Source organism: Heyndrickxia sp. NPDC080065 (genome assembly GCF_050281185.1).
In the GTDB taxonomy this organism is placed as follows: domain Bacteria; phylum Bacillota; class Bacilli; order Bacillales; family Bacillaceae_C; genus Heyndrickxia.
In genome coordinates, this window is the sequence record NZ_JBNNWS010000020.1 from 31,222 (window position 1) to 43,321 (window position 12,100).

General features: G+C 38.0%; 12 protein-coding genes and 1 pseudogene. All 13 read right to left on the minus strand.

The window, feature by feature from the left end; translation table 11 throughout:
- Positions 1-452: 452 nt before the first annotated feature.
- On the minus strand, positions 453-1,202 hold the full coding sequence (locus ACQKP0_RS21085; protein ID WP_427407807.1) for an ABC transporter permease: 750 nt from the start codon (positions 1,200-1,202) through the stop codon (positions 453-455).
- Positions 1,203-1,964, minus strand: a complete 762-nt coding sequence (locus tag ACQKP0_RS21090) for an ABC transporter ATP-binding protein (RefSeq protein WP_427407808.1) — start codon at positions 1,962-1,964, stop codon at positions 1,203-1,205.
- Positions 1,965-2,136: 172 nt separating this feature from the next.
- Entirely contained in the window at positions 2,137-2,478 is a 342-nt protein-coding gene (locus ACQKP0_RS21095; protein ID WP_427407809.1) for a DUF1048 domain-containing protein, read from the minus strand.
- Positions 2,479-2,549: 71 nt separating this feature from the next.
- Positions 2,550-2,870 carry a PadR family transcriptional regulator gene (locus ACQKP0_RS21100; protein WP_427407810.1) on the minus strand — a complete coding sequence of 107 codons (321 nt, stop codon included), beginning with the start codon at positions 2,868-2,870 and terminating at the stop codon, positions 2,550-2,552.
- 380 nt (positions 2,871-3,250) lie between these two features.
- Positions 3,251-3,883 (minus strand): Vat family streptogramin A O-acetyltransferase, encoded by a 633-nt coding sequence (locus tag ACQKP0_RS21105; RefSeq protein ID WP_427407811.1) that lies wholly within the window; start codon positions 3,881-3,883, stop codon positions 3,251-3,253.
- Positions 3,884-4,171: 288 nt separating this feature from the next.
- Positions 4,172-6,772: a phosphoenolpyruvate synthase gene (ppsA, locus tag ACQKP0_RS21110; protein WP_427407812.1), complete on the minus strand. Its 2,601-nt coding sequence runs from the start codon at positions 6,770-6,772 to the stop codon at positions 4,172-4,174.
- A 399-nt stretch (positions 6,773-7,171) separates the two neighbouring features.
- A complete protein-coding gene (locus ACQKP0_RS21115) occupies positions 7,172-7,942 on the minus strand; it encodes a hypothetical protein (protein WP_427407813.1) in 771 nt (256 codons plus the stop codon).
- Complete coding sequence (locus tag ACQKP0_RS21120; RefSeq protein WP_427407814.1) at positions 7,926-8,453, minus strand: RNA polymerase sigma factor; 528 nt, start codon at positions 8,451-8,453, stop codon at positions 7,926-7,928. Before ACQKP0_RS21120 ends, ACQKP0_RS21115 begins: the two co-directional genes overlap by 17 nt.
- Positions 8,454-8,807: 354 nt before the next feature.
- The gene (locus tag ACQKP0_RS21125; protein ID WP_427407846.1) at positions 8,808-9,335 is read right to left on the minus strand and encodes a GrpB family protein; all 528 of its coding nucleotides are present in this window, start codon (positions 9,333-9,335) and stop codon (positions 8,808-8,810) included.
- 230 nt (positions 9,336-9,565) lie between these two features.
- Positions 9,566-10,501 (minus strand): hypothetical protein, encoded by a 936-nt coding sequence (locus ACQKP0_RS21130; RefSeq protein WP_427407815.1) that lies wholly within the window; start codon positions 10,499-10,501, stop codon positions 9,566-9,568.
- Between the two features lie 358 nt (positions 10,502-10,859).
- The gene (locus ACQKP0_RS21135) at positions 10,860-11,144 is read right to left on the minus strand and encodes a group II intron maturase-specific domain-containing protein (RefSeq protein WP_427407816.1); all 285 of its coding nucleotides are present in this window, start codon (positions 11,142-11,144) and stop codon (positions 10,860-10,862) included.
- A gap of 54 nt (positions 11,145-11,198) precedes the next feature.
- Positions 11,199-11,480: pseudogene (locus tag ACQKP0_RS21140) on the minus strand (reverse transcriptase domain-containing protein); the annotation flags it as partial.
- A gap of 262 nt (positions 11,481-11,742) precedes the next feature.
- Positions 11,743-11,934, minus strand: a complete 192-nt coding sequence (locus ACQKP0_RS21145; protein ID WP_427407817.1) for a hypothetical protein — start codon at positions 11,932-11,934, stop codon at positions 11,743-11,745.
- Positions 11,935-12,100 lie beyond the last annotated feature (166 nt).

Genomic DNA, 12,100 nt, shown 5'->3' on the forward strand with positions numbered 1-12,100 from the left:
GATAAGGTTCAATAAAACAACTTAAAATCCGATTTAAGGGGGGAAAATCTCTCTTTTCGTGCTGCTTTAAAGATTTTTTCCTTCAATCGAAAAAAAACTATGAATCACATTCCAACTGAAATGTAATCCATAGTTCCTTAAGTTAATGACATTGATTACCAAAGCGATTTTGAATCGGAATCTACTCTTTTACTGTCACTTATTTCTATGGGCTATATTCTTTTAATTTATCCTCCTTCGATAGAGAACTACCCGCTGGAAATTCTTCTAAAGTATGCATGGCAAACCTCGCGTTGGGATAAGTGATAGAGCCGCCACCAATCACACCAATTTTGAGGGTTTCTTTGATATTGTCGATGGTTGCCCTGGTATTTTAGCAGCCTTCCATATGATAACAAATGCATTCATTGCAGCGGCTGACTATTGATATGGCTAATCCCATTATGGTGTACTTACCCTAACTGGCGTTTAAATTGTTTACTGGCGAAGAAGTAAGCGATGACCATGATGCCGACACACCAGGCAAGCGCGATCCAGATATCGTTGCCAACAGACCCTTTATACAAGAGAGCACGAATCGCATTCACGATTGAAGTCACGGGCTGGTTCTCAGCGAACGCACGGACAATTTTAGGCATGGTTTCGGTTGGGACAAAGGCCGAACTGATAAACGGCAGGAAAATCAGCGGGTAAGAGTAGGCTGTTGCCCCTTCCATAGACCTCGCTGTCAATCCGGGAATGACCGCCAGCCATGTCAGCGCCAGCGTAAACAGCCCGAGTATCCCAGCTACCGCGAGCCAATTCAGGATATCAGCGCTGGAACGGAAGCCCATCAAGAGCGCGACGAGAATAACCACCACGACAGTAAGCGCATTGGAAACAAGCGAGGTCAACACGTGAGCCCACAAGATCGACGAGCGCTTGATGGGCATGGTAATGAAACGTGCCATCAGCCCGCTCTTTACATCCGTAAACAGCCGCACGGAAGTGTAAGCGACGCCGGATGCGATAGCCATCAGCAAGATTCCCGGCAATAAATAATTGACGTAGTTGTCCGTGCCTGTTTCTATGGCGCCGCCAAATACGTAGACAAACAGCAGCATCATCATAATCGGCGTAATCGCCACCGTGATAATCGTATCCGGGCTGCGCATGATGTTGAGCATTAAACGCCCTAGTAATACCCCTGTTTTGCTTTTCATTTACATCTCCTCCTTTTTGCCGATGATCGCGAGGAAAATTTCCTCCAATGTCGGCTGCTTCTCAATGTACTCCACTTTCGCTGGCGGGAACATCTCTTTGAGTTCGGTAAGGGTGCCGGTCGTGATGATTTTTCCGCCATGCAGGATAGCGATACGGTCCGCCAGTTGTTCGGCTTCTTCAAGGTACTGGGTCGTCAGCAAGATGGTCGTGCCGCCGTTGGCAAGCTCCTTGACGGTATCCCAGACTTCAATCCGCGCTTCGGGATCAAGCCCTGTCGTCGGTTCGTCTAGAAAAATGACTGCTGGCTTCCCGATCAGGCTCATGGCGATGTCAATCCGGCGCTTCATCCCGCCGGAATATTTGTCAGCCCGGCGGTTGGCAGCATCAGTCAGGCTGAATCTTGCAAGCAGATTGTCCGCGACTTGTGCGTGATTGGGAACTCCCCGCAACTTGGCGATCATCATCAAGTTTTCCCGTCCAGTGAGCATGCCGTCTAAAGCTGCAAACTGCCCTGTCAGGCTGATGCTCTGGCGAACATGATCCGGTTGACGCTGGACGTCAAAGCCACAAATACCTACTTCGCCGCCATCAGGCTTCATCAACGTCGAGAGGATGTTGACCGTCGTCGTCTTGCCCGCTCCATTTGAGCCAAGCAGTGCGAAAATTTCGCCACGCCGCACCTCAAAATCCACCCCCTTTAAGACTTCCTTGTCTTTAAAGGATTTTTTTAACCCTTTTACAGAAATCGCTACTTTGCTCATACTTTTTTCCTCCTTATATAAAGCGCCCCTGCGGAGCTAGATTGTCTAAACTCTACTATTTAGTCTGACTGGTAATCTGTATCACTTATTACTAGGTTAAAAATATAACTGAATAACGAAGGTGGCAATTCATATTTGTAGCCAGCTATTCAGTCGGTATTATTTAATGAGTTTATTTTTTTCCCAATCGCTTCAAGATACTCTGATTCAAATCTTCACGATACTTGGCGACATAGGTTTTAGCGTTTGCCACTAGTTCGTCGGCAAAGGACGCTACGTCATCCCCAGTGATTTCCAGCACTTGTCTGCCATCCGCTGCACCGGCTTCGAACAAATCGATTAATTCATACTGTATATGCAGCATATCCATCCCGTTGCCCGCTGTGAATTTCCACATATAGTTTTGAATTTTCTTAAATACATACTGGTAGTCCTCTGGCAAGGCTTCAACCCGTGCCATCATCATCTTATATTCTTTTTTATCACCAATCATTTTTTTGAACATTTCCATCATGTTATTTTTCCTCCTTTTTTATAAAGCTGAACAAGACACTCCAAAAATATCAGATGGAACATCTTATGAAGCTATGTTGACTTCAAGACGTTAATTTTTGATGATACAAAATCCCATTTTTCCCAAAACAATTCAAGCTCCTGGCGGCCAGCCTCATTAAGCGTGTAAAACTTGCGGGGCGGCCCCATATCTGACGGTTTCTTTTCTATGCACACCAGTTTTTTCTTTTCTAATCGCACGAGAATGGTGTAGACCGTCCCTTCCACAACCTCGGTAAACCCAAGCTCGTTCAGGCGGCGGGTAATCTCGTAGCCATAGGTTTCATGGCGGCTGATGATTTCCAGCACGCAGCCTTCCAGAGAACCCTTCAGCATTTCAGTTAAATTTTCCATGTTCAAAGCCACCTCTATTCTGTCTGACTTATATTTAGTATAACATAGTACTAAGGTAAATTTTTGCTGAATAGCTTTTGGGAAATCACACTATTAAGTATTACTAATTACAAGTACATTGTATCACCGAGTAGCGATAGAGTCAATTAATTTTCTTAAAAATATTTCGATTATTTCGATACCAATATTAAAGGGATGCAACACCTTCACAAATTGATACGATATCTATTTCGTTTAAAGGAAATTAATTGTACGAAGGTTTGAAGACTTTGATGGTGGGAAATAGATAATCTTTAATGATTAAGAACAGAAAAGAAATTAGCAAAGTGGGAAGCCAAGAACTCTTATTCTCGACTTCCCACTTTGCTCATAATGAGCTATTAAATTTCCTTAATTTTTGTCAGATCCCCACTGCATAGAGTTTCAAGATTATCAAAAATTTTACGCACAGGCCAATCCCACCATTTAATGGTAAGGAGATATTCGATGAATTCGTCATCAAATCTTTTCTTAATAATTTTGCAGGGATTCCCGCCTGCAATATGGTAAGGGGGAACGTCTTTTGAAACAACAGAATTGGCTGCAATGATTGCCCCATCACCAATATGCACACCGGGCATTACGGTGACATTTTGACCGATCCACACATCATTTCCAATTACAGTGTCACCTTTAAGGGGCAAGTCTGCCAGTGTTGGAGTCGATTTCTCCCAACCATTGCCCATAATGTTAAATGGATAGGTAGTGACACTGCACATTCTATGGTTTGCACCATTCATTACAAATTCAATCCCCTTTGCTATTGCGCAAAATTTTCCGATAATCAGTTTATCTCCAATAAATTCATAGTGATGTGTAACATGCTCTTCAAACTTTTCAGCACCGTTTATGTCGTCATAATATGTGTAGTCACCGACAATAATATTTGAGCGTGTTAAAACGTTTTTAATATAGCATATACTTTTAATTGCCTCATTTGGGTAGATTGCATTAGGATTAGGTCCATATTGCATATAAAAATCCCTCCTTCTTGTTATATAAATAACGAGAGTACAGTGTTCTATGTACCCATTAGTGTAAGTTATAGCGTTCACACATTTATTTAAAAAAAGCTGATCTCCGCATTTGGATAATCGTCCATATAGGTGTATTGAGTGGAATTGGTTCGGTAACTATTGTTTGTAAGTATGCATTACCGATAAAGTTGGCTTTAGCTTTTTGTCCCAATGAAAAGATTGTGAGACACCACTCTGGCATCTACCGGAGCGGTGCTACTAATTAATTCTGGCTATGTTCAGTAATTACAATATTTCGATATACCCTTCTGTTCCATGCACGCGAATTCGTTGCCCATCTTTTATTAGTTTGGTAGCATTTTCTACTCCAACAACTGCTGGTAAGCCATATTCACGTGCGATAACTGCTCCATGGGTCATCAGTCCACCAACTTCGGTGACTAGACCTTTTATGGATACAAATAATGGTGTCCAGCTAGGGTCAGTAAAGGAGGTGACTAATATATCTCCATCTTCTAGATAAGCATCTTCCATGTTTAAGATGACACGTGCTCTTCCCTCTATAACTCCGGAAGAAACAGGTAGACCTACAATAGATTCAGCTGGGAGATTTTCTCGTTTGTACTCACCTGCAATGATTTCACCATCAGAGGTGATAACACGTGGGGGAGTTAGTTTTTCATATAATTTGTACTCGTCTTTTCGTTTGCTGATGATCTGGTAATCCAGTTTATTTGTGCGTACTACTTCGCCAAGTTCTTCAAAAGTGAGATAGTAAATATCTTCTTTTTCATGAATAACGCCCGCTTGAACGAGTTTTTCCGCTTCTTTCAGTAAAGCTTGCTTATAAACAAAGTAGCGATTAATCATGCCATATTTTGGATATTCCCTAAACCCGCTGAAATTCCGGATTAGGTCGATCATTCGTTTTGTTTCTCTGGCTTTTTGTTCACCATCCGGTAATTGCTTCAATCGCTCTAATAACTCTTGTTCTTTTTTCAAAGCTTCCTGTAGCCCTTGCTCAAATTTCCTATTGCTTTCATTCGGCTCAAAGTTTTTGATGTTACCCAGAATCATGGGAACAAGTGTAATTGGTTTTTCACTCCATCTAGTTCTAGTAATATCGATTTCTCCGGCACATCGCATTCCGTATTCGTTGAGAAAAGCATAGAAAGCGTCTCTAGCTTCCTGTCCACCATCAAACTTAACCAGTTCATCCAAAAAGTTATCATCTTTTACATGTTGTAAATAATCAATTACTTCTCGATAAGGACGAATCACATCTGCAACATCCAATAAGGCTAGACCCATTTCCGATGTAATATTGTTTGGTACAGATTGAGAAAGCGTGTCTGCTGCGTTTTTTTCACCTAACCACTCGTTCATTTTTTCATTGATCCATGATGAAGCATCCATAGCAGCCATAAATACAGCTGAACTTTGTGGGTCAAATAAAATCTTCTTTAATTCCTGAATATCTTCTAGAATAAAATCAAATAAATCTGATCCTGATTTCGGTTGGATGTTTTGTTTTAACTCTCCAATGGATGTTTGACTACGCTTAATCAAATCAGAAACGATTGATGGATTGTTTTCAATTTGTGCCAGTTTATCTGTATTGCCTCTAGTGGGACTCGGTGCTTTATTATCATTTGGCAACGATTTTATAAAATCTCCTCGCTCAATGATGTTCATAAGTGCGTCTTTCATGAGCGGATCGTGTTGTCCCATGGCATTTAATAAAATGTTCCTACTGACAGGTGAAGCCAGTTGATGTGTGACATCAACAAACAACCTTCCACCAGCTTTACGCATGGGGGCAGGAGTCGTTAACAGCCAAACAGATAATCCCAGTGGTTTCATGGGGTCAGTCATCATTTGTTGATGACCGACAGATACGTAAACGTGATTTTCTTCATCATTCGCTTCAGGGATGGGGTATAAAGTAGTGATTGGACGACTCTGGACAATATAAAATGTATCATCAACCAAGCACCATTCGATATCTTGTGGGCAACCAAAATATGCTTCGATCTGTCTTCCGATACGTGCTAGTTGTAAAATTTGTTGGTCAGTAAGTGTTTGAAGCTTTTGTTGTTCAGGATCGATCTGTTGTGTCTCTGTTCCTCCTCCTTTTAGTCCATAAATAGCCAATTTCTTGGTTGCTATCATCTTATCGACGATTTTATCTTCCTGTACTTTATAACAATCGGCAGAGACCAAGCCAGAGACCAGTGCTTCTCCGAGTCCAAAACTGGCATCGATGGATAACAACTTTCGGTTAGAGGTAATTGGATCAGCGGTAAATAAAATCCCTGAAGCCTGTGGGAAAACCATTCTTTGAACGATAACGGATAAGTACACTTCACTATGGTCAAATCCATTTTGCATACGGTAGATTACTGCGCGATCCGTAAATAAGGAAGCCCAACATTTGCTAATATGCTGCAAGATGGCTTCTTTGCCGATGATATTTAAATAGGTGTCTTGTTGGCCAGCAAAAGAGGCATGTGGTAAATCTTCAGCAGTCGCACTAGAACGCACTGCATATGCATGGTCTGCGCCAAACTGGGAGTGATAGTGAATAACTGCTTGCACAACATCGGAAGGAATTTCTACTTCCATAATAGTTTGTCGAATCTTCCTGCTGATTTCACTAATTTGATCCCGATCTTCCACTTTTAGCATGGTTAGTCGATTCAATAAATCCTGGTACGTTTCATTCTGTTCGATAGCTTTTCGAAATCCCAATGTTGTAACACAAAATCCTTCTGGTACTTGTATTCCTTGAATTTTTGATAATTCCCCTAAATTTAACCCTTTTCCGCCAACGAGGAAAAGCTGTGTTTTTTCCATTTCCTGAAAACCGAGAACCAAAGAACTCATTCTACATCTCTCCTAACCATTAACGATTCTATTGATTTTACCAGTAATAAATGGGAATAAATAGTCTATATTGACCATTTTTTATATGGTATAATTAAAGTAGGAAGAGTACAAAAAAAGTAGCCAGACCTAATCGTACAGTTAGTTGATGCACCAGTTATCCCCTCGAAAGCAGCTCTTATCCTTTTAACACACAATATGAATAAAATTAACTTTTTCTATTTTATCTGTTTATTTTCCAAAACACCTTATATTAATATGAGATTTCAAGCTTTTATGAAACTATCCCGTTCATTAGCTTAATAACTTCAACAAAAAAAGCGTTAATCTTTTTTCGATTAACGCACACGGTAGTTTAAATACATTTCTTCATAATGTTCCTTACTGTAACTTATATTTTTACTTCTCCGCTTCAAAATTAAATAGGTTTGCAAGCTGGATAAGTTCCTTACTATCATCTTGCTTTTTTTCATTTATTCCTTCATTTGTTAGGTAATAAACATATTTTTTAGTAATAATGTACAACTGTGCTATTCCTAAATCTGTTGTTGGCTCATAAAGTACAGCTCGTTGCCCAGCAACATTTACCTCTTTAACATTGTGTCCATCAAGCGGATAATCTGGCAGAAATCCATTTTCATCTATTCCTTCTTCAACTGAACCTGATTCGTTTAATGAATAATGTACTGAAATCCACCTTCCACTTGAGCTTGTTGGATAAAATGCATGAACATAAAGTTGTTCTTTTGCCCAATCTTTTTGAACAACAGGAATAAGGTGTGGCTCTCCTACAATTGTTTTTATGTGCTTATAAGCATCCATCGGATATACTATACTCTCCATTCCTTTTTTAGTAAGGACTGGTGTTTCCTCTCCATTGATCATTTCCATAGTATACAATTGCTGATTATCCTTTTTACTACCTAATGTAACAGGGCTTTCTTCCCCAGCCAACTGATTAGTTAACAATAAAAAGAAAATAGAGACACTAACCCCGATTGTTAAAAGATAAAAAAGTTTTTTTATGATGTTTGTTTTCAAGTAACTCTTTTGGATTTGTTTACTAAGCTGGTTTCTTACCCTCTGAGAACGTTCCATATTCCATTCCATATCATATTCAACTTTCTTAAGGGAACGGTCATAAGAATTAATATCAGTTTGAATGCTCATAAAAATCCTCCTTTTTCTTTAGCTTTTTTTCCAAAGCAAGCATCCCCCTATGTAAAGTGGACTTTACCTTCCCTTCCGAACAGTTCAAGATCTCTGCTGTTTCACTTATTGAAAATCCCTTAATCTTCCTCAATATAATAACTTCACGATGAGCCTCCTTAAGTGTGGAAAGAACATTATATATCTCCCTTGAACTTTCCTTCAGTTGGACAATATTTTCTGGAAGCTGACACTTATCAATCTGTGGCTGGAACAGTTCTTTGATCAAACGTATAGGCTTTTGTTTCCTTAAATAATCCAATGTTAAATTGTGTGCAATACTAAATAACCACGTTTTTTCACTTGAATTCCGATTAAAGGATTCATAATGCTTATATGCTTTATAGAAGGTTTCCTGAGTTAAGTCCTCTGCCTGTTGATAGTCTTTTGTAAGCATAAAGATAAATTTAAAGATGGTTTGATGATATTGGTCAAACCAATCTTTTATTTCTTCCTCCTTAAAATCAACCATTCTTTCACCCCCAATTTGTTCACCTACAGTTTAGACGTTCAAACTAAAAAAAGGTTCTGGTTTTTTGTAAAACACATTTGATAATTTCTTTCTTAAGGAAAAAATATACATTAAAACTAATAAAGCCACCAAATGGCGGCTATATTATGTCACTTTTAATACATATTCCTCTTGTAATTACTAATTAGATTACTGCTCTGCCCTCTTGAACTTGCACCTTTACTTAAAAAAGAAAAAAACATTCCTTCCCTTGTTAAAGGAATGTCCCCTTTAGTTCAATAGCTAAAGCTTAATAACTTCAGCAAAAAAGCGTTAATCCTTCTTCGATTAACACTCCCTTTTGTTGAACAAGGCTTATATTCTTTTCCCATAAATTTCTCTTACGAATTGTTCTTTATAGTCGGTATATTCGTCAATTCCACCATTATTTTCTTCTATAAATTTCCTTTTTAGATTACTGTATTGTTCCCGTACTTTTTCGTTTGAATTTAGGTAATCCCTAAAAAAGATTAAATTTTTCCAGAGTTCCTTATTATATTCAACTAAATGGATAAAGTGTGTTTTTTTTTGGTATGACTCATCAGTAAACTTAGCAAGCACGATTTCATTAGGACGTTGAACTCGAAGCCTTAAAAAACCTGCCTCTTTTAACCCCTGAAAAATAGCCTTATCAACATTTTCAATATCATCTACACCTACAACTAAATCCAATATTGGTTTGGCAACCATATCCTTAATCGCTGTGCTACCTATATGCTCAATTCGAGTTTCCTGAATAGGAGTTGAATTTAGAATATTCTGCTTCACCTTATGAAACTCTTTCTGCCATTCAACAGTATGTACTTCTAATCTTACTTCATCGCGCTTTAATCCCAATTTCATTATTACCACCTCATACTCTCGTATAATGTTTATAATTCGATCTGGTTTACAAAAATCCTGTTTCAACTCCTGCTCCGTTAGTACAATAACTTCTATAAAAAGAAGCGTTAATCCTTCTTGGACTAATGCACCGTTTAAGTACAATATTTCACAAAGAAAAAAGAACTTTCATTTAATGAAAGCCCATTTTGTGGCTTAGAGTAAATGTTCTAGTTTCTTTATTAACACGCTTAGTTTTTTACACATTTGATAGGATCAATTCTGATGGATTCCCAATTTCCTTCAGAATCCTTTTTATATTGAGAAATTAATACATCTGTATCATTTGGTAATTGATAAAAGATAAACCGATAATCTGCTCCATCCGTACCAATATAATCAATGGTTTTGAAGTAACTATCTTGTTTAGTAGGTAGCTGTTTTTTTATTAACTTGCACCAGTTTCCATACATAATACCAACGACTGCTTCCGCATCATGCTGCCAGAGATGGTAGGGTGCACATAGGAAGTCCTCTCCGTACAATTTCATATGGTCAATTTTATACAGATTTTGAACTTTTTTTAATTGGACATAGCCGTAATAATAAGCAAAATAGGTGACACCTTTTGATGAGCCTTCGATGCTTTCTAGCTCAATGAAATAAGGAACAATGCCTTTTTCATCAGGTAGTCTGTTCATCTTAATTAAATTTATATGTCCAATTCCAGCAAACGATTGAAGATATTCATTATAGGAAACCCTTTTGTGATAGTCTTTAGTAAAAAAGTTATAAGCAATTGGATAGGGCAACTTTGCCATCCCCACAGTTCCGCACCCACCCAACTGGTTTTGAGTGAGGTTTTCTGCCTCTCTTAAAATACTAAAGTAGTTTAAAACAGTTTCATCAGGAGTCCGAGTTAATGTTGCAGGGAGTTTAATTTCTTTGTAGTTTTTTTTATAATAAAGATCAAAAAATTTGATGTTCTTGACAAGGGTATTTTTAATAGGGAGGCGGGAAGGACGAAAGTATTTTTCGGCATCACTGGTACGTATAAACGCAGTTTGGTTTCGTTCAACTGGTTGACCAAATATTTGTGGTTCGTATTGAGATCCCATAACGAGAGTCAATTTTTTTCTGGGATAATGATTGAACGTCCGATTTATCCATTTTGTAAAGTGTTTCAATTAGACTCCCCCTTCAAGAATATTAATCCACTTTTATTCAGGTCATTTATTTTTAACAATAATTCAATAAGCAAAGAACATATAATACCAAATGCGATGAAACCTCCATAAATCCCCATTAAAAATAACCCAAATCCAAAAAACTCATATGAATTACAAGAGATACAATACGCATATGCAATCCCCCTCCTACAAAAAAGTATTACTCTAATTTATGTTGAGGAATAAAGGTTTAGGAGGATAATCTTCAACTAGTCGAGTAGAAGGGAACCTCTCTACCTCTCGGTTGATTGTATTCCTCCCCCCTCACAGAACCGTGCTTGCGTAATTAACGCATACGGCTCCTACTAGTTACCATTCACATAATGTAGCTAATCTCTTTTCTTAAGTCATATATGTTAACCTTAATTCTTGCGTAAGCTAATGGGTATTTATTGAGAAAGAGTCTGAATTTATCCCAAGTAATTGATTTCCTTTGACTTCTTCTATTGAGCCATTTAAACAGTAAGTATCCGATCTTGTCCCTGAATTTGTTTACACTTTGGGTATTATCTGTGATGCAATAATAATTGTAATAACCTACAAGAGATCGTTTAAATCTATCCATAATCATATGAATATCTTTATTTCTATTAATCTTCAACCATCCCTTAGATTCTTTGAGTTTGCCTTGGACTTTCTTCCTGCTTGATTTTCGTTACACTCGAAAGTTTCCTTGTTTACTTTTCCCACAATAATGTGTAAAACCAAGGAAATCAAAGGTTGCAGGTTTACTATTTCCCTTTTGTTTTGCATCTTTCTCTGCAAACCTTCCAAAGGGAATAATTTTGGTTTTATCCTCAGCAATTTCTAAGTTAAATTTCTTTAATCTCATTTTTAATGATTGGAAGAATTGTTGAGCTTCACTTTTAGATTGAAAACAACAAACAAAATCATCTGCATATCTCACTATGAATGCTTGTCCTTTGCACTGTTTTCTAACCCTTTTCTCGAACCAAAGGTCAAGGACATCTTAAAGACTAAAGTTACCTTTAGCCCTCCAAGACTCGCTACGAGTGAATGGCTAGTTCTTGCTCGACGGCAATCCCACCCGTTATATGATACGACCTAGGCTCGGCCGCACACCTACCCCTTTAGTTAAATAAGAAGGAACCCCTTCTCAAAGGAGAGGAGCATTTTATATATATCTTTTTCTAATCATATTAATTAATTCAAGTACATTTTCGTCCGGTTCATCATGCCTATGTTCGTAACAATCCTTTATAAAATCTTTTAAAAAAGGACGCAGTAACTGTTTTTATTTCATTAACCATTTGATCTAAAGTCATATCTCCAAGAATATTACATTCATCGCAGATTGGTTCATCATTTTCTTCTAAAATATCTTCAATATCACTTTCACTAAATACTACTCCACACTTTTTAAAATGCAAAAATTATTCCCCTTTTAATAATACTTAAATCACTACTTCCACAAAATTTTATACCCCTGTATCCTTTTAGCCTCCAAAATCAAATTATCGTTGTTGGGTCATGCAAATTGTCGAAGTTAACCGAATATATTCAATGGTATAACAAAAAGTGAAATGGAGAGTAAAA

Excerpts from the sequence above, each read along its gene's own strand:
- ACQKP0_RS21115 (WP_427407813.1), bottom strand. The coding sequence starts at position 7,942 with ATGAGCATTCAAACTGATATTAATTCTTATGACCGTTCCCTTAAGAAA.
- ACQKP0_RS21100 (WP_427407810.1), bottom strand. The coding sequence starts at position 2,870 with ATGGAAAATTTAACTGAAATGCTGAAGGGTTCTCTGGAAGGCTGCGTG.
- ppsA (WP_427407812.1), bottom strand. The coding sequence starts at position 6,772 with ATGAGTTCTTTGGTTCTCGGTTTTCAGGAAATGGAAAAAACACAGCTT.
- ACQKP0_RS21125 (WP_427407846.1), bottom strand. The coding sequence starts at position 9,335 with ATGAAATTGGGATTAAAGCGCGATGAAGTAAGATTAGAAGTACATACT.
- ACQKP0_RS21095 (WP_427407809.1), bottom strand. The coding sequence starts at position 2,478 with ATGATGGAAATGTTCAAAAAAATGATTGGTGATAAAAAAGAATATAAG.
- ACQKP0_RS21105 (WP_427407811.1), bottom strand. The coding sequence starts at position 3,883 with ATGCAATATGGACCTAATCCTAATGCAATCTACCCAAATGAGGCAATT.
- ACQKP0_RS21120 (WP_427407814.1), bottom strand. The coding sequence starts at position 8,453 with ATGGTTGATTTTAAGGAGGAAGAAATAAAAGATTGGTTTGACCAATAT.
- ACQKP0_RS21085 (WP_427407807.1), bottom strand. The coding sequence starts at position 1,202 with ATGAAAAGCAAAACAGGGGTATTACTAGGGCGTTTAATGCTCAACATC.
- ACQKP0_RS21090 (WP_427407808.1), bottom strand. The coding sequence starts at position 1,964 with ATGAGCAAAGTAGCGATTTCTGTAAAAGGGTTAAAAAAATCCTTTAAA.